Origin of the sequence: Planococcus glaciei (assembly GCF_900099655.1) — a bacterium.
In the GTDB taxonomy this organism is placed as follows: Bacteria; Bacillota; Bacilli; order Bacillales_A; family Planococcaceae; genus Planococcus; species Planococcus glaciei.
Genome location: NZ_FNDC01000013.1, coordinates 113,789 through 136,077, shown reverse-complemented (window position 1 = coordinate 136,077; position 22,289 = coordinate 113,789). Strand labels below are relative to the sequence as shown.

Annotated in this window: 25 protein-coding genes and 2 riboswitches; of the genes, 5 read left to right on the top strand and 20 right to left on the bottom strand. The window is 48.0% G+C overall.

Going from position 1 to position 22,289, the window contains the following annotated elements:
- Positions 1 to 249 (top strand): hypothetical protein (locus BLQ32_RS19955; RefSeq protein ID WP_074508621.1); only part of this gene is annotated, 249 nt, incomplete at its 5' end.
- 108 nt (positions 250 to 357) lie between these two features.
- On the opposite strand, the gene BLQ32_RS15455 is transcribed toward BLQ32_RS19955, so the two are convergent.
- Both BLQ32_RS15455 and BLQ32_RS15450 read right to left on the bottom strand, forming a co-directional pair.
- Positions 358 to 2,916 carry a vitamin B12-dependent ribonucleotide reductase gene (locus BLQ32_RS15455; protein ID WP_036809286.1) on the bottom strand — a complete coding sequence of 853 codons (2,559 nt, stop codon included), beginning with the start codon at positions 2,914 to 2,916 and terminating at the stop codon, positions 358 to 360.
- A gap of 188 nt (positions 2,917 to 3,104) precedes the next feature.
- The gene (locus BLQ32_RS15450) at positions 3,105 to 3,884 is read right to left on the bottom strand and encodes a lipoate--protein ligase family protein (RefSeq protein ID WP_074511015.1); all 780 of its coding nucleotides are present in this window, start codon (positions 3,882 to 3,884) and stop codon (positions 3,105 to 3,107) included.
- 156 nt (positions 3,885 to 4,040) lie between these two features.
- On the opposite strand from BLQ32_RS15450, the gene BLQ32_RS15445 reads away from it, so the two are divergent.
- Entirely contained in the window at positions 4,041 to 4,421 is a 381-nt protein-coding gene (locus tag BLQ32_RS15445; protein WP_036809291.1) for a rhodanese-like domain-containing protein, read from the top strand.
- 83 nt (positions 4,422 to 4,504) lie between these two features.
- Positions 4,505 to 5,779, top strand: coding sequence for an AAA family ATPase (locus tag BLQ32_RS15440; protein ID WP_074511003.1), 1,275 nt, complete (start codon positions 4,505 to 4,507; stop codon positions 5,777 to 5,779).
- A gap of 60 nt (positions 5,780 to 5,839) precedes the next feature.
- Here the strand turns inward: BLQ32_RS15440 and gcvPB are convergent, their stop codons facing one another.
- The 10 genes from gcvPB to comGA form a co-directional block, all read right to left on the bottom strand.
- Positions 5,840 to 7,303 (bottom strand): aminomethyl-transferring glycine dehydrogenase subunit GcvPB, encoded by a 1,464-nt coding sequence (gene gcvPB, locus BLQ32_RS15435; protein ID WP_036809322.1) that lies wholly within the window; start codon positions 7,301 to 7,303, stop codon positions 5,840 to 5,842.
- Positions 7,296 to 8,663 carry an aminomethyl-transferring glycine dehydrogenase subunit GcvPA gene (gcvPA, locus tag BLQ32_RS15430; protein ID WP_074511002.1) on the bottom strand — a complete coding sequence of 456 codons (1,368 nt, stop codon included), beginning with the start codon at positions 8,661 to 8,663 and terminating at the stop codon, positions 7,296 to 7,298. Before gcvPA ends, gcvPB begins: the two co-directional genes overlap by 8 nt.
- A 27-nt stretch (positions 8,664 to 8,690) precedes the next feature.
- Positions 8,691 to 9,794, bottom strand: coding sequence for a glycine cleavage system aminomethyltransferase GcvT (gcvT, locus tag BLQ32_RS15425; RefSeq protein ID WP_074511014.1), 1,104 nt, complete (start codon positions 9,792 to 9,794; stop codon positions 8,691 to 8,693).
- A 74-nt stretch (positions 9,795 to 9,868) separates the two neighbouring features.
- Positions 9,869 to 9,945, bottom strand: a riboswitch (glycine riboswitch).
- A 1-nt stretch (position 9,946) separates the two neighbouring features.
- Positions 9,947 to 10,038: riboswitch (glycine riboswitch) on the bottom strand.
- Between the two features lie 141 nt (positions 10,039 to 10,179).
- Positions 10,180 to 10,692 carry a shikimate kinase gene (locus tag BLQ32_RS15420; protein ID WP_036809328.1) on the bottom strand — a complete coding sequence of 171 codons (513 nt, stop codon included), beginning with the start codon at positions 10,690 to 10,692 and terminating at the stop codon, positions 10,180 to 10,182.
- Positions 10,693 to 10,898: 206 nt separating this feature from the next.
- Entirely contained in the window at positions 10,899 to 11,318 is a 420-nt protein-coding gene (gene comGF / locus BLQ32_RS15410; protein ID WP_235783870.1) for a competence type IV pilus minor pilin ComGF, read from the bottom strand.
- Between the two features lie 5 nt (positions 11,319 to 11,323).
- Positions 11,324 to 11,587, bottom strand: a complete 264-nt coding sequence (locus BLQ32_RS15405) for a hypothetical protein (RefSeq protein ID WP_036809337.1) — start codon at positions 11,585 to 11,587, stop codon at positions 11,324 to 11,326.
- A gap of 25 nt (positions 11,588 to 11,612) precedes the next feature.
- Complete coding sequence (comGD, locus tag BLQ32_RS15400) at positions 11,613 to 12,053, bottom strand: competence type IV pilus minor pilin ComGD (protein ID WP_280513366.1); 441 nt, start codon at positions 12,051 to 12,053, stop codon at positions 11,613 to 11,615.
- Entirely contained in the window at positions 12,038 to 12,352 is a 315-nt protein-coding gene (gene comGC / locus BLQ32_RS15395; RefSeq protein ID WP_036809340.1) for a competence type IV pilus major pilin ComGC, read from the bottom strand. The genes comGD and comGC overlap by 16 nt, the downstream gene beginning before the upstream one ends.
- 11 nt (positions 12,353 to 12,363) lie before the next feature.
- The gene (gene comGB, locus BLQ32_RS15390; protein ID WP_235783871.1) at positions 12,364 to 13,389 is read right to left on the bottom strand and encodes a competence type IV pilus assembly protein ComGB; all 1,026 of its coding nucleotides are present in this window, start codon (positions 13,387 to 13,389) and stop codon (positions 12,364 to 12,366) included.
- A complete protein-coding gene (gene comGA / locus BLQ32_RS15385) occupies positions 13,361 to 14,404 on the bottom strand; it encodes a competence type IV pilus ATPase ComGA (protein WP_036809346.1) in 1,044 nt (347 codons plus the stop codon). Before comGA ends, comGB begins: the two co-directional genes overlap by 29 nt.
- Positions 14,405 to 14,709: 305 nt before the next feature.
- Between comGA and BLQ32_RS15380 the strand changes: the two genes are divergently transcribed.
- Positions 14,710 to 14,952, top strand: coding sequence for a DUF2626 domain-containing protein (locus tag BLQ32_RS15380; protein ID WP_036809349.1), 243 nt, complete (start codon positions 14,710 to 14,712; stop codon positions 14,950 to 14,952).
- Positions 14,953 to 15,513: 561 nt separating this feature from the next.
- On the opposite strand, the gene BLQ32_RS15375 is transcribed toward BLQ32_RS15380, so the two are convergent.
- Entirely contained in the window at positions 15,514 to 16,149 is a 636-nt protein-coding gene (locus tag BLQ32_RS15375) for an MBL fold metallo-hydrolase (RefSeq protein ID WP_074511001.1), read from the bottom strand.
- Positions 16,150 to 16,289: 140 nt separating this feature from the next.
- Here BLQ32_RS15375 and BLQ32_RS15370 point away from each other — a divergent pair, with 140 nt between their 5' ends.
- The gene (locus BLQ32_RS15370) at positions 16,290 to 16,469 is read left to right on the top strand and encodes a DUF2759 domain-containing protein (protein ID WP_036809368.1); all 180 of its coding nucleotides are present in this window, start codon (positions 16,290 to 16,292) and stop codon (positions 16,467 to 16,469) included.
- A gap of 91 nt (positions 16,470 to 16,560) precedes the next feature.
- On the opposite strand, the gene BLQ32_RS15365 is transcribed toward BLQ32_RS15370, so the two are convergent.
- From BLQ32_RS15365 to pstA, 7 genes are all read right to left on the bottom strand, one after another.
- Positions 16,561 to 18,504, bottom strand: coding sequence for an LTA synthase family protein (locus BLQ32_RS15365; protein ID WP_074511000.1), 1,944 nt, complete (start codon positions 18,502 to 18,504; stop codon positions 16,561 to 16,563).
- Between the two features lie 163 nt (positions 18,505 to 18,667).
- The gene (locus tag BLQ32_RS15360) at positions 18,668 to 18,853 is read right to left on the bottom strand and encodes a YqgQ family protein (RefSeq protein WP_036809371.1); all 186 of its coding nucleotides are present in this window, start codon (positions 18,851 to 18,853) and stop codon (positions 18,668 to 18,670) included.
- Positions 18,850 to 19,425: a 5-formyltetrahydrofolate cyclo-ligase gene (locus tag BLQ32_RS15355; protein ID WP_074510999.1), complete on the bottom strand. Its 576-nt coding sequence runs from the start codon at positions 19,423 to 19,425 to the stop codon at positions 18,850 to 18,852. Before BLQ32_RS15355 ends, BLQ32_RS15360 begins: the two co-directional genes overlap by 4 nt.
- Positions 19,426 to 19,573: 148 nt before the next feature.
- Positions 19,574 to 19,723 (bottom strand): 50S ribosomal protein L33, encoded by a 150-nt coding sequence (gene rpmG, locus BLQ32_RS15350; RefSeq protein ID WP_036809376.1) that lies wholly within the window; start codon positions 19,721 to 19,723, stop codon positions 19,574 to 19,576.
- A 166-nt stretch (positions 19,724 to 19,889) separates the two neighbouring features.
- Complete coding sequence (phoU, locus tag BLQ32_RS15345) at positions 19,890 to 20,549, bottom strand: phosphate signaling complex protein PhoU (RefSeq protein ID WP_036809378.1); 660 nt, start codon at positions 20,547 to 20,549, stop codon at positions 19,890 to 19,892.
- Positions 20,550 to 20,567: 18 nt separating this feature from the next.
- On the bottom strand, positions 20,568 to 21,383 hold the full coding sequence (gene pstB, locus BLQ32_RS15340; RefSeq protein WP_074510998.1) for a phosphate ABC transporter ATP-binding protein PstB: 816 nt from the start codon (positions 21,381 to 21,383) through the stop codon (positions 20,568 to 20,570).
- Between the two features lie 27 nt (positions 21,384 to 21,410).
- On the bottom strand, positions 21,411 to 22,289 hold the full coding sequence (gene pstA, locus BLQ32_RS15335; protein WP_074510997.1) for a phosphate ABC transporter permease PstA: 879 nt from the start codon (positions 22,287 to 22,289) through the stop codon (positions 21,411 to 21,413).

Genomic DNA, 22,289 nt, shown 5'->3' with positions numbered 1-22,289 from the left:
ATCACTGGGCAGGTTACCAAGGGTACTTGGCGTTTCAACCAGACCTCCCCGGGTAAGAACGCAATCTTTCCCTCCACCTATCTGCTTCATTTACTGCATGCGACCTTCGGCAGAAAGGGCTTTGCCTTGTTCAGCAGACTCACCCAATCGCACATAGCCTTGTATGAAGTTCGTGTTCCTCAGACCGGAGGTTTGCCGCCCGCTTCCTTCAGATTCCACGTCGCCGTGGACACCCTTGCGCTTGGCTAACGGTTACTTCTGCCTTCACCGTTCGGGACTTGCACCCTATAGATTACGCCCATGCCGGGCACACTGAAAAAACGCGGCGGCCGAAGCCGTCGCGTGATTGGAGAAATATTATAATCCGCATTTCAGTTGAGCGTTGCAGTTGGTGCAAGTGTTGCAGCCGCCCATTTCTTCAACTGTCCCTTTGCGGCAGACCGGGCATGTGTTGCCCACTTCAGAACCGATGGTGACATTCGTTGAACGCAGATCTTGAATGGTATCAATAAGGACGATTGGGCGTTTCCCTTTGACTTCTTCCGGATGGCTTTCTTCGAACGTGTTTTCTTCCGCTTTCAGCGTCAATACCTGTGAATCACGGCTGCCGTCGACATAAACCGTGCCGCCTTTTGCTCCGCCTTTGTACAAGCGCTCGTAAACGCCTTGCACTTGCTCGACTGTATAGCCGCGCGGTGCGTTAACCGTTTTCGAAATGGATGAATCGATCCAGCGCTGGATAATGCACTGCACATCCGCATGCGCTTCAGGAGCCAAGTCCATTGAAGTGACAAAAGCTTTTGGCAAGTTTTCTTCATCCGCTTCCGGATTATTTTTCAAGTACTCGCGCACGATGTCGGCTTTCACTTCGATGAATTTGCCGAGACGACCGCTGCGGTAGTATGTGAAGGAATAATAAGGCTCAAGGCCTGTCGATACGCCAACCATCGTGCCGGTTGACCCAGTCGGAGCCACTGTCAATAAATGCGAGTTGCGGATGCCGTTTTCCAGGATCCCCTGGCGAACTTCTTCCGGCATGCCTTGCATAAAGCCGGTTTCCGTGAATGCTTTCCGAAGTGCTGCTGTTTCTTCGTCGGTATTGCCGACTAGGAACGGGAAGCTTCCGCGTTCCACTGCCAATTCTGTCGACTGCTCGTAAGCTGCCACAGCGATGGTTTTAAAGATTTCATCGACCAATTCGTTGCCTTCTGGCGAACCGTATTCTTTGTCGCAGTAAATGAGCAGATCTGCAAGGCCCATAACCCCAAGTCCGACGCGGCGCTCACCTAAAGCCTGCACACGGTTTTCTTCAAGGAAGTAAGGAGTCGCGTCAATCACATTGTCCTGCATGCGGACGCCGACGCGCACTGTTTCTTTCAATGCTTCAAAATCCACTTGCTTAGTTGACGGGTCGGCAAATTGCGCCAAGTTGACTGCTGCCAGGTTACAAACGGAATAAGGCGCAAGTGGCTGCTCACCGCAAGGGTTTGTGGCAACAACTTTTTGGCCGTATGCTTTCGCGTTTGTTTTTTCGTTGGCATTGTCGATGAAGAAAATGCCGGGTTCTGCTGAGTAGGTCGCACAAACATTAATCAAATTCCACAATTCGCGCGCTTTCATCGTACGGTAAGTGCGGACTTTATGGCCCAATCTTTCCCATTCGCGGACATCGCCCACTTCATGCCATTGTTCGTTGTAGATGGCCATTTCTTCTTTCGAATAAGATTCAACAGCCGGGAAGCGCAAATCGAAATCTGCATCTTCTTCCACCGCTTTCATGAAATCATCCGTCAAAGTCACGGAAATATTGGCGCCCGTCAGGAATTCTTCGTTATGGACAGAATACGTGCCGCCATCGCGCAGCTTCGTTTCGGCATCGCGCATGATTTTTTCGTTGAATCCGCCCATTCCTGGAATCGCCCGGTAGTTCAGGATGCCTTGGTACATGGCTTCTTCCTGTTCTGTCAGCGGCTTGAATTTCAATTTATTGTGCGCAAGTTTTTTGATCGTTTCATCTTCCGAGTTCTCGATCAGGAAACGCAGGATGCGGGGATTCTGCATTTTTGAAATGATGAATTCCGCAATATCCGGGTGCCAGTCGGCAAGCATGATCATTTGGGCGCCTCGGCGTGAACCGCCTTGCTCGACCAAGTGAGTCAATTTTGCAATGTCGTCGAGCCATGAAACCGAACCCGAAGATTTTCCGTTGACGCCCCGTGCCAGTGTGTTGCGCGGACGCAGCGTAGAACCGTTTGTTCCGACACCGCCGCCTCGAGACATGATTTCCATTACTTGTTTGCGGTGATCGGAAATGCCTTCGCGTGAATCCGCCACAAACGGCATTACGTAGCAGTTGAAATACGTTACGTCTGTATCTGCTCCTGCTCCGTAAAGAACGCGCCCTGCTGGAATGAATTTCAATCCGACCAATTGCTGGTAGAATTTCTCAAACCATTCCTGGCGTTTTTCCGGTGTCGTTTCAACAGATGCGAGACCTGTCGCGTTGCGTTTTGCGATTTGCTCGTAATAGACTTCGAGCGGTTTTTCAATGACATCCAACGTACGGTTGACGATGCCGCTTTCCTGTTCGCTTTCTTTGTCGATCGCACTGCGGTAATCTTCTTCAATCCAGATTTTTGCAGTGTTTGCGGCTTTATCGATCGAGACGATATAGCCAAGGCCGCGAGCCGGGAATTTCGGATCTTCTTTGACGGTCAAGACGACGAAGTCGCCGGCTTTAAGCGTCTTTTTCTCCGTATCTTTGAAAGAATAGCGGTCGATCATGACGAGGCGGGATACCCCTTTATGCGTAATTTTCATATCAGGAGTAATCGCATGTACTTGCGGAAACGCTTGAATGTCGGTGTTCAAAGAATGTGGATCTAATGTGTATTGAGTTTGTGTAACAGAAACCATTTGACAATTCCTCCTTCGTATTATATGGAGTCGAACACTATATATAGTATTACTACATTTCCCATGATACTAGATGTTGAAACTCTTTGGAATAACAAAATTTTGCGCTGGAATTATTTCCAATTGAAAATCCACTTGCAGCAAGCTTTTTCATTGGACCCAGAATTCAAAATGAGCCAAAAGACTCCTTAATTCCGAAAATTCCATACATCGCTGCCGTACTTTTTTTCTTCAATGGATTTAATATATGCAAGCTGTTCTTCATTCAATATGTAAGGATGGAGATGAATCGATAATGCCTCTTCAAAGCCGGCTTTAAAAGCATCGACGCATTCTTCAATCGTTGCAGGACGTTCCCGGAGCGAATTGATCGCCACCGCTTTTTCCGGAATTTTACGGCGCATGGCCTCTTCGGATTCAGGGCTCGAAAATTTAAACACAGACAGCAATTTTTCAGCATCCAAGTCCAATAGGATGGCCCCGTGCTGCAAAATGACCCCTTTTTGCCGGGTCTGTGCGCTTCCCGCCACTTTTTTCCCTTCGACGACCATTTCATACCAGCTTGGCGCATCAAAGCAGACCGCACTTTTCGGCTTTTTTAAATCAGCCCGTTTTTCATCCGTATCGGGTACTGAAAAATAAGCATCCAGCCCGAGGTTCCGGAAGCCCTGCAGCAGCCCTCCGCTGATGACGCGGTACGCTTCGGTCACCGTCTCCGGCATTTCCGGATAATCTTCCGACACGATGACGCTGTAGGTCAGTTCATGCTCATGAAGCACTCCCCTTCCACCGGTCGGGCGGCGGACAAAACCGAGCCCGAGCGCTGAAACCTGGTCCATGTCAATTTCTTTTTCCACGCGCTGAAAATAACCGATCGACAACGTAGCCGGGTTCCATCCGTAGAACCGGATCACCGGCGGAATCAGCCCTTCGCTGTGCCAGTCCAATAGCGCTTCATCCATGGCCATATTAAATGCGGGGCTGTTTTGCCCCGAGTTTATGAAATACCAATCTGCAAATTTCACAAGATCGCCTCCTAAATCCATTAATTAGTGTAACATTGGCATTGAATAACCGTCACTCCTTCTTTTATAATAAAAGGAGAATAGAAAGGGGCAAGAACATTGGATTTTCTGTATATCATCTTAGGCGTTCTGCTGATAGCGATCATCTTCGGACTGATTTCCTATTTCCGAATTAAAAAAGCTGTCACAAATCTTACACAAGAACAATTTATCGAAGGCTACCGCAAAGCTCAGCTGATCGATGTACGCGAACCGAAAGAATTTGCCGGCGGGCACATCCTGGGCGCGCGCAACATCCCTCAATCCCAATTGCGCCAGCGCTACAAAGAAATCCGTTCTGACAAACCGGTCTACTTGTATGACCAGAACGGTGCACGCAGCGGCCGGGTTGCATTATTCCTGAAGAAAAAAGGCTACAACCAATTGTATCAACTGCAAGGCGGTTTCAAGCAATGGACCGGCAAAGTCAAATCCAAATGATGCACCCATAAAGTCTTTCCAAACCGGAAAGACTTTTTTTCTACCCAAACAGGCGATTCGATTCTTTAGAAAAGAGGGAAACCATGACAAAACCGAAGATTTTATTTCCACACGACCACGCAATACGTGAAACTTTGCCGCATTATGCGGATATCGCAGCTGTATCCGGCCGGATTTTCTCCCAGCTCAACGAACGTTCGGCGGGTGCGTGGATGCACATCGACATTGCGGAAACGATTACGCAGCTCCATACCTATCTTCTCGATATGATGGAAAACGGCCAGCTGGCCTATGAAACTTTGTCGTATGTTTACGAGGCGCGTCCGATGGGCAAAATCGGCAATGTGCCGGATGATCTGCACAGCGGCAATTTGAAAATCCAGGAGACGTTTGACAACCGGCTGATTTATTTTCCTGCCCACGAAGTCGCATTGACGCAATTGCCGTTTTATACGACGGCCGACAATAGCTGGCCGGAATTCCAATGCTACGCCAAATCCATCGAAGGCGCGTTCCGCTTCCTTGAAGACCTGAACGAAATGCTGCGCCAGGCATTGATGAACAATATCACATTTCTGGTCGACACCGAAGAAGGCGTGAAGCGGCGCAATTACGGAGAGATGGCGATTGTCTCGCGCGACGATGTCATGCTTGAAGCCGGTGTGAAACAGGACATTTTCCGTTCGATTGATGAGTTTTTCCGCGACGGCGGCCAGTTCTTCAAAGAATATGGCGTGCCGTTCAAGCGCGGCATCCTGTTGTACGGCTCTCCGGGCAACGGCAAGACGACGCTCGTAAAATCCATCACCGGCTCTACAGAAGCGCCTGTCGTCTACTGGCAGATCACAGAGTATACGAACAGCTACACCGTCCAGGAAGTGTTCGGGATCGTCTCCAGGCTCGCTCCGGCCATTCTCGTGATCGAAGACATCGATTCGATGCCGGAGTTCACCCGCTCGGTTTTCCTGAACACCCTCGACGGCACCCAATCGCGCGAAGGCTTGTTCATTATCGGCACGACCAACTATCCGGAACGCATCGACCCGGCGCTCATCAACCGCGCTGGACGCTTTGACAGGGCTTATGAGATTCCATCGCCTGATAAAAAACTGCGCAAACAATATTTGCGTAAACTCGACATCAAATCGATTTTCTCGGAAGATGAAATCGATGACATGGCGAAATTGACAAAAGGCTTGTCCATTTCGCAGCTGAACGAGCTGTATATGAGTTCTGCCCTCAATTGGCATTACGACGGCGACTCCGGCTATGCCAAGCGCATACAGGAGCTTCAGAAGCAGAACAAACGCACCGAGCGCAATGACTGGGAAGATCCGGAATCGACGATCGGTTTCTAATGCCACGGAACAGAAAAAAGCCCGCTTGAAAGGTTCGTCCTTTCAAGCGGGCTTTTGAATTTATTCGGCTTTCGTGTAGCGCAGAACCGGCTTGCGGGCCGCCTGCGTTTCATCCAAGCGTTTGATTACAGTTGTGTGTGGAGCATTCTGGACGATTTCCGGATTTTCTTCCACTTCTTTCGCAATCTGGATCATTGCATCAATGAACGCATCAAGCGTTTCTTTCGATTCTGTTTCGGTCGGCTCGATCATCATGCCTTCTTCCACGTTCAACGGGAAGTAAATCGTTGGCGGATGGTAGCCGAAGTCAAGCAGGCGTTTCGCCATATCCAGCGTGCGCACGCCCAGTTTTTTCTGGCGGCGTCCGCTTAACACAAACTCGTGTTTGCAGTGGCGGTCATACGGCAAATCGAAATGAGGCGCCAGTTTGCGCATCATGTAGTTGGCATTCAGCACGGCGTATTCGGTTACTGCCTTCAAGCCGTCTGGCCCCATCGAGCGGATGTACGTATAAGCACGGACGTTGATGCCGAAGTTGCCGTAGAACGGTTTGACGCGTCCGATTGATTCCGGGCGGTTGTAATCGAATGTCAAGCCTTCTCCGGATTTCACCAATACCGGTTTCGGCAAATATGGAATCAAGTCTTTTTTCACGCCGACAGGGCCTGAACCCGGTCCGCCGCCGCCGTGTGGGCCGGTGAAGGTTTTGTGCAAGTTCAAGTGGACAACGTCAAAGCCCATGTCGCCAGGGCGCGCTTTTGACATAACGGCATTCAAGTTTGCGCCGTCGTAGTACAATTTGCCGCCGACTTCGTGGATGATGGCAGCCATTTCCAGGATTTGTTCTTCGAACAGTCCAAGTGTGTTCGGGTTGGTCAGCATCAATGCCGCTGTGTCTTCCCCAACTACGCGCTTCAAGTCTTCAAGATCGACCAAGCCGTGTTCGTTCGATTTAACCGTTACGGTTTCGAAACCGGCTACTGTAGCCGATGCCGGGTTTGTGCCGTGTGCAGAATCCGGAACGATGACTTTGGTGCGGTTCATGTCGCCTCTCGACTCGTGGTAAGCGCGGATCATCATCAACCCTGTCCACTCGCCATGAGCGCCGGCAGCCGGCTGAAGCGTCACTTCGTCCATGCCTGTGATTTCTTTCAAGTGTTCTTGCAAATCGAACAATAATTCCATCGCGCCTTGGACAGTCGATTCTTCCTGCAGCGGATGGATATTTGCAAACCCAGGGAAGCGGGCAACGGTTTCGTTGATTTTCGGATTGTATTTCATTGTACAAGAACCCAATGGATAAAATCCGGAATCGACGCCGTGGTTGCGTTTTGACAAGGCCGTATAATGGCGCATGATGTCGAGTTCCGACACTTCCGGAAGCTCTGCCGCTTCTTCGCGGATCAAGCCTTCCGGCAGAACGTCTTTCAAATCGATTTCCGGAACTTCAAGATCCGGCAGGCTGTAGCCGATGCGGCCTTCTTTCGTCATTTCAAAAATGAGCGGTTGGTTGTCTTTATGCATGAGTAGCCCCCATTTCCTGCACTGCTGCAGCAACTACCTGCACAAATGCATCGATTTCTTCTTTCATACGCTGTTCGGTTACTGCAACGAGCATATGCCCTTCCAGCTCATCGTAGCTGCGGCCAAGGTCGTATCCGCCAATGATGGCTTTTTCAAGCAAAGCGGCGTTGATTTCTTTCACAGGAACTTTCGTTTTCACAACAATTTCGTTGAAATGGGCGCCGTCAAAAGCAATTTCAAATCCGGCATTTTTCAACTGCTGTTTCATATAGTAGGTTTTGGTGATATTTTGCAATGCCATTTGCTTCGTGCCGACTTTTCCGAGCGCTGTCATGGCAACGGAAGCAGCCAGTGCGTTCAATGCCTGGTTCGAACAAATATTGGAAGTCGCTTTGTCGCGGCGGATATGCTGTTCGCGCGCTTGCAAGGTCAATACAAAACCGCGTCGCCCGTCTTCATCCGTCGTTTCACCGACCAGACGCCCAGGAACTTTTCTCATCAATTTCTTTGTCACAGCGAAGTATCCGCAGTGCGGTCCGCCAAATGCTTCGGCAATTCCGAACGGCTGTGCATCGCCGACCGTAATATCTGCACCCAATTTTCCAGGAGGCGTCAAAGCACCGAGCGCCAATGGATTGGCCGATACAACAAACAACGCACCCGCTTCATGGATGACCGGTTCAAGCACAGCCAGGTCTTCCACTTGCCCAAAGAAGTTCGGGTATTGAATCATGACAGCCGCCACATTGTCGTCTATCAGATTTTTTAACGCCTCAACATCGGTATGGCCATCTTTCAATGGAATTTCTTCCACTTCGATGGATTGGCCGAGTGCGTATGAACGAACGACTGCGCGCGATTCCGGGTGGACGGCACGGGACACGAGAATCTTCTTGCGGCGCGTATGCCCGGCAGCCAGCATGCCGGCTTCCGCAAGCGCCGTTCCGCCGTCATACATGGAAGAGTTGGCAAGATCCATGCCGGTCAATTCGCTGATCATCGTCTGGAATTCAAAAATCGCCTGCAACTCGCCTTGCGAAATTTCCGGCTGGTACGGCGTATAAGCCGTATAGAATTCAGAACGGGAAATCACATGGTCCACAATGATTGGTTTGTAATGGTCGTAAACGCCGGCGCCCAGGAACGAAGCGAAGCGGTTGGAATCAGCGTTTTTTGCCGCCAATTGAGCCAGTTCTTTTGTCAGGGAAGATTCAGATTTTGCCGGTTTGATATTGTATTCGCCTTTAAAACGGACTTTTTCAGGAATATCCGCAAACAATTCGTCGATCGATTGGATTCCGATTGTGTCCAGCATGTCTTTTTCGTCTTGAGACGTCATTGGTAAATAACGATGTTTCATGGAGTGCTGTCCCCTTTTCAAATGAGATTATTTTGATCGTTTGTAGAACGGTGTTTCGACTGTTTTCGCTTTTAGGCGTTTATTGCGGATTTCGATTTCCAGTTCCAATCCAAGTTCGGCAAATTCAGTAGCCACCAAAGCCAGTCCGATGTTTTTCTTCAAGCTTGGCGACTGGGTGCCAGTTGTAACTTCCCCAATTTTTTCACTGTTTGCATAAACCGCATAGCCGTGGCGTGGAATTCCTTTATCGATCATTTCGATGCCGACCAATTTGCGCGGCACGCCGTTTTCTTTTTGTTCAGCGAGTGCAGCTTTTCCGATGAAATCCGACTCTTTCTTCAATTTCACCACAAAGTTGATGCCGGCTTCAAGCGGCGTAATGTCTTTCGACAATTCCTGTCCGTAGAGTGCCAGGCACGCTTCAAAGCGCAATGTGTCCCGTGCGCCCAATCCGCATGGCACTACGCCGTCTGCCTGTCCTTCTGAAAGAATTTCATCCCAAAGGGCGACTGTCGCTTCGGGGCTAGCGTAAATTTCAAATCCGTCTTCTCCTGTATAACCGGTCCGGGAAACAATGACCGAATGGCTGCTGACTTTCACATCCGTTTTGAAGCGGAACGCTTTGATTTCCGACAGGTCTTCATCCGTCAAACGCTGCAATACGGATTGGGCAAGCGGTCCTTGGAGCGCCAATAGCCCGTATTGGTCCGATTGGTTGTCGAGTTTTACGTCGCCGGATACAGCCTTTTGCATCCATTCGAAATCTTTTTCGATATTGGACGCATTGACCACCAGCAAGTAATGGCCATCGCTGATTTTATAAATCAGCAAATCATCCACTGTACCGCCGTCTTCATAACACATTGCCGTGTACTGGGCTTGCCCATCCTGGATTTTGGAAACATCATTGGTCACCAGGCGCTGCAAAAATTCCAGGCTGCCGGAACCCGTTACCAAGATCTCACCCATATGCGAAACATCAAAAAGGCCCGCTTTCGTTCTTACTGCCTCGTGCTCTTCTTTGATGCTTGAAAATTGGACCGGAAGTTCCCATCCGCCAAAATCAATTGTCTTTCCGCCGTACTTTGCGTATGCCTCAAAAAGAGGGGTACGCTGCAATTGCCCTGTCATTTCGCCCATTCATCTTCCTCCTCAGATAATCAAATTCCACAAAAAAAGGACAGAGATTCCCCTAAAATAGGGAAATCTCTGTCCTGGAACCTGAAAGTTTACCTTTACGGCTTTCCTCTTTGGTAGCTGCAAAGCAGCGTTCTCCAGAGATGCGTCCCGCACGAGTCTTTTTGCCTGAGAGATTCATAACTGCTGTTATTTGCTCCTTCGGCGACGCTTTCGCGTTCTCTCCCCGTGCGCTCATCCGCCCAAATCGAATCATTTGGTCCAAACCGTTATACAGAATAGTATAACTTTGACTATATCCTAACATTGATAAGGCGGAAGCGCAAACAATTTTCTGTTGAGTCTAAAAAGGCGAACGATTCTATGATAAAAAATAAAATCATTCGCCTTTTAGACGATTCACTTGAAAGGCGGCATATTGTGTTATTTGCCGCAAGGTACGGAATTCTGTACGGATGGTAATATGGGCAGCTGCTTTATAATGGCGGTAGCGCGATTTGAACAAAGCTTCGATTTCTTCCCGGGTCGAATTGCGGACAATCGGCCGGTTCACGTCATTGTGGATCCGGCGCCAAATTTCCCGAAAAGGGGCATCCAAAAATAGCACCAAGCCGGTTTCCCGCATAATTTTCCGATTTTCTGCACGAAGCGCTACACCGCCGCCAGTCGAAATGATGCAATTGTCATGGCTGTGGTTTCTTAAAAACTGTGTTTCGAGGTTCCGGAAATACTCTTCTCCGTTCAGTTCGAAGATTTCCGGGATCGTTTTGCCTGTCTGGCGGACAATTTCCTTATCCATATCGTAAAAAGGCAGTTTCAATAGAAAACTGAGCCTTCTTCCTACCGCACTTTTGCCGCAGCCCATAAATCCGACTAAATATATTCTTTTCATCTTTCTACCTAAGACTCCCCTACTGCTCCGGCGTGTTCTGCTTTTCAATTTCCATTAGTAGTTGTATCGTAGCATGTCTATGCATATTTTCCAATCCATCATATGTTTTGTATTGGACAGAATAGACAGATACACCGTGGGACAGCAGGATGAGCGCCGATAGAAAAAACACGAGTGTTCCTGGATATAATGCGCCCTTATTGGACTTAAGGAGGGGTAACCACATATTCTGCCTCCTCTATTGCACCGTTTGAAAATTCTGCACGGATGGTAAGTTTCGGGCCATTCATTCCGAACCGGCAATTTTTGATGCCGGTCAGCATAATCTCATGGCCTTGCCTAAACTTCTGTTTCCTCACCGAATGGTCATACAGTTCGATATCGAATTCCTGACTTTGTTGGATTGTACGGATTCCCACTCCATTATCGATGATTTCGATTGAATCGCTTCCTGCCAGATAACTTTGCAATTCTACGCTGAATAACTGCCATTCCATCTGTTTGGCATGAGATTCTTTGGAAAATGACACCATAAATCCGAAAAAAAGCACGACGATCGGCAGAAAGATCATCAAAATCGTCAGCTCCAGCAGCGAATTCAAAAAGACGAAGCCTTTTTCATCCATCCTCTTTATTCGATGCATATCGTTTTTTCAGCCTTCTGGTAATTTTCGTAGTGCACACAAAGCTGTTCCGCCATTTCCCAGCGGTAAACCGTCCCGTTGACCCGCCTTTCCCCGCTTGTGTTTTTGAATCCCCGCATTTCCTTCGCGCCTTCATGGAGCGTCTCAAAAGCAATCATGCGTTCTTTCTTTAAATGGAGCGACTGCTGCAATTGCTGCATCACCGGCAGCAAGGTGCCGAATAACATAAACAGCATCAGCAGGCTAACCATTGTTTCCGCCCAGGAATATCCGTGTTCATTCAGAAAAAACCACCCTCCCTTTTCCCAGATGGATGACCATTGAACGTTCACCCGTACTCGTAGCAAACCGCATCGTTCCTGCACTTGTCACTGAACCGTTTGCCGTAAAATAAACGCCGTCGATATTGCTCGTTTTTAGGATGCTGACGGAGGGCGGCAGTTTTCTCGCCGGCAGCAGCTTTCTGAAATTCTGAATCACTTCGTATGTCCGGTCATTTTCGCGAAACACTACCATTACGGATGTTTTGCTGCGGTAAGTTTCACTTTGGGCATAATAAATGTCCCGCAGCAGCAAATCAAAAAACCGGTCTTCTTGCTGTTCCGTTTCAAAGGTGCGGTACGAAGGGATGGCGATGCCGACCACGGTCATTAAAACCGCCAGCACAAGGAGCATTTCCAGCAAAGTAAAGCCTCCTTGCTTTAAGACGCTCTTGATGTCACGACTCCTTCAGTGGAAATCTCCACCGCATCGCCGTTCGGGCAAGTGGTTTCATTGGTTTTCAAATATCCGCCTGACACCAGTTCAGCAATGGTCGGCACTTTTTTCTCATCCATCCGGTAAGATTCCACCTGGCCCTGCACCATGTGCACAAACGCTTTGCAGCCTTTTTCATCGACAGCCGATGTCTGCTTCGTGACGTTCGGGATGGCAATTGCAATCAATACCGTGATAATAAGCATAACGATAAGCATTTCAATCAATGTAAATCCTTTTTGGTTTTTTAATAGACGCATAATTCTCCTCCTCAAATGGTGTGGACTAGATTGTACATCGGCAATAGGATCGCCAAATAAGCACCGACAATGCAAATGGCAATCATGACAAAGAACGACGGCTGGATGATGCGCAGCAATTGGGCGGTGTGCTGTTCGATGCGTTCCATCAGCACTTCGCTGTAGAGAATCAATTCTTTTCCAAGATAACCGGTCATTTCACCATGCTGGACAAACGAAGCCATATCAATGGCGAAAAAAGGCTGGCGGCCGAGCGCCACTGACAGCGGATTGCCTGTCATCACTTCTTCGTGGCAGGACTTTGCCATGAATTGAATGATGGAATGGTAGGTCTGGTTTTGGAGCAGGTGAAGCGATTCCTGAAGCGAAATGCCGCTGTGAAGCAAAGTCCCAAGCTCTCTCGCCAATAGATGCGACCAGTACAGCCGCATGAATTTTCGGAGCAGCGGAAATTTCAGAAGCCATCCGATTTGGCGCTGGACCCTCTGTTTTTTTAGCAACGTCCAAAAAACAGCTGTTGTGAGTCCGATTGCTGCGAAAATACCAATAAACACATCAGGCAAATTCAAGAGATAAGTCGGAACTCCGCCCGATTCCTCACCCGACTGCAAGGATTCCATCAGTTCCGTTAAGTTGGGTACGTAATTGGTCCGAAAAAACAGGAACAGCACCGACGTAAACAGCAGAAGCGACACGGGATAAACCATAATGTTGCGGAGCTTTTTTTGGACGCCTTCTGTCCGGGCGAAGCTTTTGGCAATGCTTTCAATGGATTCCGCCAGCCGGCCATGGTGCTCCGCGATTTCCACAGGAAAAAGCACCGGATCTTTAAAGCCGAGAAACTTTAGAATCTCTGCGGCATTGCCGCCGCCTTTCAGAATGCCCGTAATGCCGGTTAAAGCTTCTTCGGTCTTCGGGGTATGCATCGGCAAGAGCAGCGTCAGTGCAGTCGGCAGCAAATAGCCTTCTTTCATTAAGACTGCGAGGCGGCTCAGGAAATGTTCCCGGTCACGGATAGGAATTCGGTTTGATTTCATAGGAAGCTTCAATCGCACCAATTTTCACTCCTTCCCGGATCTGTCCGCCGAAAGACAAATGCTCCGGCAAGGAATAGCTTTTCTGGCCTTTTGCGGATTCCAGTGCTTCATCCAGCCGGTCTCCGTGCAGAATTTCATACAAAGCCCGGTACGACAGCTCGGGGTCTTCCATGTCCGGATACACCGGGATGATGCGCTGTGCGGAAACGGCAATCAGCGTCTGTGACATATCTTCAAAAGAAACACCCAAGTCACGAAGACGATGCAAGCACCCGACTGAGTGGCGGGCATGGATCGTTGAAAACACCAGGTGTCCGGTCAGCGCCGCGCGTACAGCAATTTGCGCCGTATCGGCATCCCGGATTTCGCCGATCATGATGATATCGGGGTCATGGCGAAGAATCGCCTTTAGCCCGGCGGCGTAGCTGAGGCCCGCTTTTTCGTTGACCTGGATTTGCAGGATTGATTGGTTTTTGCGTTCGACTGGATCTTCGAGCGTGATGATGTTGCGGTTCAGTTTTTCGCTGCAATGCTTCAACAATGAATACAGCGTCGTTGATTTGCCGCAGCCGGTCGGACCGGTGAGCAAAATCAGCCCTTGCGGCGCTTCTGCCAGTTTTTCCAGCAAGCGTGCGGAATCACGGAAAGCGGCAAGCTGATGAATCGATTCCGCGACATTGTCTGCCATCACACGGATGACGATGCTTTCTTTTGTCAAAACGGAAGGCAGGGTTGATATTCTGAAATAATAAGGAAGGTCTTGAATGGGAAGGTGAAAGGATCCGGTTTGGGGTTTGCGCTTTTCGCTCATATCTAAAAGGGAAAGATATTTGAAATAGGCTATCATGCGATCGCCCAGATCAAGGGGGAGTTTGGCCACTTGCCGCAGCGATTGGAACGAGCGGTAAGAAACCGTGTAGCAGGTCGGTTCAGGTTTGATGTGGATGTCTGTTGTGCCATTTTCAACTGCATCCTGAAGCAGGTTGGCACATCGGCGTTCAACAATTTCTTGCATAGCCACCTCCTGTTTTGGATTGGACAAAGGCCGCCGCTTTGTACCCTCATAGTATAGCGAGCCTTCTCGAAAAATGGAATACTTTTTCCAAAAATAATTATTTGACCCCCGGTTTTCGGGGCAAATCTCATTTTTGGCATGTGCTTTCCCAGAACGCCTTGTCGGAAAATCGAATCTTTGTTAAGCTTGAAGCAACAATACACGTGTTTGTCACAAAGAAAGACCAACTCGTAGTTTACACACTCGCTCAATTTCCTATATAATAAACAGGAGATTACTGTAGTGTGGCAAAGGAGGGATTACCCATGGACAAGATGTTTAAATTAATGGGATGGTGGACTGGGATTTTCGCAGTTCTTTTTTATGTAGGCGACATGGTAGAAGTATCATTGATAATGGTTGCTAATACCGGCTTTTTTGTACTACTTGGATTCTTAAATATTTCTGAACGCATGTACTTGTATGTTTTTGGAGCTTACTTGACAGTATTTTTCGTCGGCTTTACTTACTACTCAACGTTCATCCATGTTCCTGGTGCTGGACACTAATTAACAACTTTAGAAAACAAAGAAAAAGCGGCCTTCATGGCCGCTTTTTTATTTGCTTGTTGAGAAAGATATAGAAAAAATCCCCACTTAGATTATCTCTGATATTCCGCAAAACAGCTCCGCTTTCCTGCGGGCTTGCGCCGAACTAACTCGGCCTGGCAGCCGAGTGGATTTCGGCACGGCGCTGTCCCGCGGGAGTCTCCGCTGTTTTGCTCCATATCTAGACAAAGCAAGAACTTACGATGTGCTTCATTTTATTCCTTCTCTTCAAGTAGATTCTAGTAAAGAAACAGGAAAATAGAATGAAGCGGAAGGCGGCGAAAAACCACTGCTCCTGCATCGCTGCGCTAGCTTCGTCGCAAAGGCTTGCCCTCGCAGGCTTCGGCCAACGCCTTTTCAGCGGGATAGCGAAGCCGTCGAGACCCTGGAGTCGCAAAGCGACGAAGCGGCTCGGCGCGAGCCCGCGAAAAGTGTCCACCTGAAGTGGAATGGTTAAGAATGTCAGGCTTTCTCGACTCTCTGAGAAAAAGCGGCCTTCGTGGCCGCTTTTTTATTTGCTTGCTACGCCTTCAAAAACGGGTTGCTCGCTTTTTCAATTTCAGGGGTCGTTTCCGGCCCGTGCCCAGGGTAAAGAATCATATGCTCCGGAAGCGTCAGCAAGGATTCGCGGATGGACTGCAATAATTTTTTCTCAGATCCGTCGATCAAATCGGTACGGCCGATGCTGCCGCGGAACAAGGTATCGCCCACAATCGCGAAGCCTTCATCGCCGAATGAAAAAGTGACGCTTCCCGGTGAATGCCCCGGTGTATGGAATATGTCCATTTTAAACGAACTGATTTCAAGTACATTTTCCTGGTCCAGCAAAACATCCGCTTCTTTCATCCGGTAATCCGGAAGCATGCTGTATTTGCCGGAGCCGTTCAAATTCGGGCGGCTTAGCCAATCTTTTTCCAAGCGGTGCAAATAGACCGGAATGGCATAGATTTCCCGCAAGTCGTCGATTGCCCCAACATGGTCAAAATGTGCATGGGTTAACAGGATGGCCAGCGGCTTCAATTGTTTGGATTTCAGGAAAGACACAATCTTGCCGCTTTCTTCGCCCGGATCAAAAATCAGGCATTCTTTTTGGTCGTTCGCTATGATATAGCAATTCGTCTGGACGGGGCCCAGCTCCATTTGGTTGATTTTCAGCATTTTGTTCACCTCATTTAAATTATAGCATTCCAACTGTTCAACGGAATGACATTTTTAGCGCTCGACAAACTTAGCCAAATTCTTTACAATAAAAGAGAACGCGACGGCACTGGCTGTTAAAGTTGAAGGGAGTGTCATAGATGAACTTGCTTATGGTTATTTTTGGTCTTATTGCTATTTTAGCGGCAGTAGGCTCTGTGCAAACCATTAAAAACAAACAAATTTTAGGATTTCTTTTTAACTTCGGTACGTTTGTGATTTTCGGTGCTTTCACAGTAGCGACAATCATTTTCCAAGGTTACCCACCAAGCCTGCACTAATCTTTAAAAAAACTGATGCTTCCATGCATCAGTTTTTTTCTTTATGCCCAACAAAAAAGGTTCCGGAAAATATCCCGGAACCTTTTTTGATTTAATTTTGCGTATCCTCTTTAAGCCGCTGCTGTTCTTTTTCGAGTTTTTTCAATTCATCCTCCGACAGAATCAATTGGCCGTTCTTTTCATCATAGAACCGCAGCAGGTCTCCATTGATGATCGACTCGGAATACTCCAGTTCGGTCATTGCAGGCTCGATGGAAGGTTCACAGGCCGCTTTGTCCGTCTCGATGCCTGTCTCGATGTCGTAGCAGACATTGCCTGCATAGACATGCTTGTCGGTGATGAAACGGCCGTCGCGGAAGGCGACAAACTCTTCATGTTCTTCAGAGAACAAATCCCCGCCAAACTGAATGTCTTGTTCAGAGTCAACCCCAAGCAAATGCATCACTGTTGGCCGGATATCGATTTGTCCGCCGATTTCTTCGTCGACATAGCCTTCCCCAAATCCAGGGATATGGACAAAGAATGGAACTTTCTGCAGCTGCGCGGATTCGTAAGGCGTAATTTCTTTTCCAAGATATTGCGCCATCGCTTCGTTGTGGTTTTCAGAAATGCCGTAATGGTCGCCGTACATCACTATGACGGAATTTTCATAAAGCCCTTGTTCTTTCAATTCCTCAAACAGGACTTTAACGGACTCATCCAAATAGCGGGCAGTCTGGAAGTAGCGGTTGACGGTTCCTGAATTGGAATCAAATTCATCGATCAATTTGTCTTCCTCATCCAAATAGAAAGGATGGTGATTGGTCAAGGTAAGCAGGCGCGTATAGAAAGGCTGCGGCAAATCGGCCATATGTTCAACCGACTGTTCCATGAATGGGATGTCTTTCATTCCCCAGTTGACGGCGTCTCCTTCGCCGATCGTATAGCTCTCGATGTCGAAAAACTGGTCAATCCCCAATGACTGATACATAATGTCCCGGTTCCAGAAGCTTTTTGTGTTGGCGTGCTGGACAGAGGTATGGTATCCCTTGTTCCCCAGGCTTTCCGACATCGAGTTGAAGGTGTTGCCGCTGTGCGTAAAGAAAACCGCCCCTCCGCTTAACGGATACAGCGAATTTTCCACCAGGAACTCAGAATCGGAGGTTTTGCCTAGTCCAGTTTGATGATAAAAGTTCGGGAAGTAGATGGTGTCTTCATCTTTTGTCAGTTCGCTGAGGAAAGGCGTAATCGGTTCGCCGCCCATTTCTCCATTAATCGTGAACGACTGCAAAGATTCCAGTGTCACGACGATCAAGTTCCGCCCTTCGGCTGCGCCAAACATATCCTTTGACGGGTCCGGCTGATTGGCGCGGATGTAGTTGTTCACTTCGACCAGTTCGGAGCCGTTTGCAAGGGCTCGCTGCGCCTGTGATTTCGACTGCACATACATATCGTATAAATGGTAGTTGTACATGCCGATGTTTTTGACGAGCATTTCCCGGTCAAAGCCGCGCGTCAACAATTGCGGACGTTCCATTTCGGCCAATCCCAAATTAAAGAACAGGACAGCGGCCGAGATGATGAAGTACGCTTTTCGCTGAACCGCGAGATTCAAGCTGGAAGCTGGAATGATGCGGATAAACTTCATCGCCAGCAGGATCAGGATGACATCTGTAAAATAGATAAGGTCGGTAATAAAAACGCTTTCGGAAGCGCTCGATCCCAAGTCCCCGAAATTATCTGTCTGAAACAGGACCGGGAGTGTGATAAAGTCACTGAAAAAGCGGTAAAAAGCCACATTTGCGTATAATATAAAAGAAGAAATAAGTGCAATAGCGAGGATATAACGGTTTCTGGCTTTCTCACTTTTAAAGAACAGCGCAATCCCGTAAACAAACAACAGCATGCTCAATGGATTAATGAACAAAATGAATTCCTGCAACACATTGTCTATCGATATCGAAAAACTGGTTTTATAGGTTAGATAGGTCTTTAACCAGGTAGCGATGATGGCAATCGCAAGAACAGAATGTTTCGGCCATTCTTTCTTCCACATCCCCTGCAGCCTCCTTTTTAAGTTCGAATCTCAACAAAGCTTAACATAAGCTTCACGAAAGTAGACAGAATTGTCATAACATTAATAATGGCTCAACATAAATGATACCCCTTCTGATACGCTTCAAACGTTTTTAAGTTTCCTATTTTAATTTATTTTGCATTTATTGGCGTTTTTTCTGGCGCAAAATGAGTATTGCGGTCGAGTATTCTTTGGCACTGATGAATTGCAGCCGGTATAGCTCACGTATTTCTTCCTCCATGAGCTCAAGGTCCGCAATCGGATCGCCTGTATAGATAATGGTGCCGTAGCGCTTCAGCAGCTGCATGACGTCGTATAAAGTCTTCATCTGCTCACCTTCCCTGTCGCGATCGATTCGCTTTCTGTATGAATCGCATCCACTGGTATGTCATGGGGCTCCACAAATATGCGGTCAGCCAGCTGTACGTCAAATGCCAGCGACTGGGTCGCCCCGGTATAAGTTGCCAAATAGCGGTCATAATAGCCTCCGCCAAAACCGATGCGGTAGCCTTCTCTTGTATACACCACACCCGGAACCACCAGCAAATCGATGGCTTCCGCTTCCAAGCGCACCGTTTCTTCCACTTTTGGTTCTTTCAAGTGCATATAAACCGTTTCCAATTGATTAAAATCCGTAAGGGCATAAAAGTCCATCGTGCGGTCCTTGCGCCAGCATTTCGGGACAGCGACTCTTTTCCCTGCCTTCCAGCATGCCTGGATCAGTTCATGGGTGTCGACTTCCGGAAATGCCGATACGGTGACGCCGACTGTTCCAGCTTTTTGGAATACAGGATCTTCCATCAAACGGCCGACAATGAGACGTGACTTCCGCTGGTGTTCCGCCTTCTCCATATTGTTCAGGTGATCTAGTACTTGCTTGCGCTGAATCGCTTTATCCAATTGCTTGTCCCCTTTCTTCTGTTAAAAGCTAAAGTGAAAATCTATGTATGCAACTGAAGCTTGTGTCTTCAGTTTAAAAGATTCGTTCCTATTTTGTCCTCTATAAAGAAAAAAGCCAAAACCCGTTAAGGTTTTGGCAGTCAATGAATTACTTCGTTTCACGGTGTAAAGTCATTTTCTTTTCACGTGAGCAATATTTTTTCATTTCAAGACGCTCAGGGTTGTTGCGCTTATTTTTAACAGTGCTGTAGTTACGTTCGCTACATTCTGTACAAGCTAAAGTGATGTTAACACGCATCGGTATCCCTCCTAATTCTTTCAAAGATCATTTGTTTATTTAAGCGGTTGATCTATACGACTTAATTATTATAGCATATTTCAAAGCAAAGTCTACTGCTAGCGACTAACTTTTATTTCCTTTCCATAAAAAATTCTCCGGCAAAAAACTAAGCCGGAGAACGGGTTTATTTGTTCAAATCGTAATGGCTGCCGCGCACCAGATAAAATAGCTGTTCGGCTATATTGGTGGCATGGTCGGCCGAACGTTCCATGTAGCGGCAAATAAATGCCAACTGCGTGATCTGGCTCAATTTATCGGGGTGCTCAGCGCCGGATTTCATCAGCTTATTGATCACGACACCGTACAGATTGTCCACTTGGTCGTCCAGTTCTGCAATTTCTTTCGCTTTGACGATGTCTTCTTCAACAAACGCTTCAATCACTTGCCGCAGCATCGCAGTAGCAAGCGCGTGCATCTGCTTGATTTCATGGATAGGCGACAGCAATTCCTCTTTGCCGATCCGAATCGTTTCTTTCGCGATATTCACGGCATAATCGCCGACCCGCTCCATATCCGTCGCCACTTTGATGATGACAATGAGCCTTCTGAGATCTGTTGCGACCGGAGATTGCTTGGCAATCAGCAAAATGACTTTGTCGTTTATTTCTTCTTCGAGCTGATTGATCTCTTTATCGTCTTCAATCACTTCAAGGGCAGCGTCTATGTCATGGTCTGTCAGCGCATTGACCGCTTTCGTCAACGCGTCGACTGCCATATTGCTCAATGTAATCAGCTGTTCCTGTGCTGATTGGAGTTCGTAATCAAATTTTTCGCGTACCGACATACTAATTTCCTCCTTCTATTAGCCGAACCGGCCTGAAATATAATCTTCCGTCCGCTTGTCTGAAGGGTTGGAAAAAATGGCATCCGTTTGGTCGTATTCAATGACTTCCCCGTTTAGGAAGAAAGCGGTTTTGTCCGAAATGCGTGCTGCCTGCTGCATATTGTGGGTCACAATGATGATGCTGTAATCCTGTTTCAGTTCCTGCACCAATTCCTCGATCTTTAATGTTGAAATCGGATCAAGCGCCGAAGTCGGCTCGTCCATCAAAATGACATCCGGTTCGATGGCAAGTGCACGTGCGATGCAGATTCGCTGCTGCTGGCCGCCGGAAATGCTGTAGGCATTTTCCGTCAAGCGGTCTTTCACTTCATCCCAAATAGCGGCGCCGCGCAGACTTTTCTCAACAATTTCATCGAGGATCTTTTTGTTTTTGATGCCGTGGATGCGCGGCCCGTAAGCGATATTGTCATAAATCGATTTCGGGAACGGATTCGGCTTTTGGAAGACCATTCCGACGCGTGTGCGCAATTCTTCGACGCTGTAATCCGCATCAAAGATGTTGCGGTCCCGATACAGAATTTCTCCCGAAGTTTTGACCGACGGCACCAATTCCACCATCCGGTTCAAGGTTTTGATATACGTCGATTTCCCGCAGCCGGACGGCCCGATAATCGCTGTAACTTCGTTTTCTTTAATATCAAGGTCGATATTCTTCAATGCGTGCTTTTCCCCGTACCATAAATTCAGCTGCTTTGTCAGGTAAACCGAGTTGGTGTTTTCCACTTTGTTCAAGTTGGACCCCTTTTTTGCTTTCGCTATGCTTACTGTTGTCATAATGAATCCCCTTCCGCATGAGTAAGATTAATATCGTTTTTGGAATTTGTTCCGGATGATGGCTGCGACGGTGTTCATCAATAAGAGGACCACCATCAAGACGATGATTCCTGCAGCGGCCACAACCTGGAATTCCTGCTGCGGGCGGCTGGACCAATCGTAGATCTGCATTGGCAATGCGGTAAATGTATCCATGACGCCGGACGGCAGGAATTGAATGATTACCGGAATCCCGATGACGATCAACGGTGCAGTCTCTCCGATAGCCCGGGACAATGCCAGAATGCTTCCTGTCAAAATCCCTGGAATGGCTGCCGGCAAAATGACTTTGACGATTGTCTGCCATTTCGTGGCACCCATGCCGTAAGACGCGTCGCGCAGTTCTCCCGGAATGGCCCGTATGCTTTCTTGTGCAGCGACAATGATGACCGGCAAAATGAGCAAGCTCATCGTAAAGCCAGCAGCAAGGACACTATTTCCAAGAGACAAAGCACGGACAAAAATGGTCAATCCAAGCAAACCGAAGACGACTGACGGCACCCCTGCCAAGTTGGAAATGTTGGTACGGATAAAAGCAGTCATCCGGTTCTTTTTCGCGTATTCTTCCAAATAGATGGCTGAGCCGACACCGAGGATGATGGACGTCGGTGCAACTACCGCCATCAGCCACAACGAACCGACCAGCGCCGCTTTAATGCCGGCTTTTTCCGGGAAGCGGGAAGCGAAGTTGTTCAGAAAATCCCATGATAAGTGGCTGATCCCTTGTGTACCGATCCGGTAGAGAAGAATCGCCAGAAACAACAGCGATACCAATGTGGCAAGCAGGAATAACCCTTTAAAAAGTGTATTTACTATATTTCTGCCGTTCATTCGTTTAACGACTAATTCTTGATCAATGTATTTCAT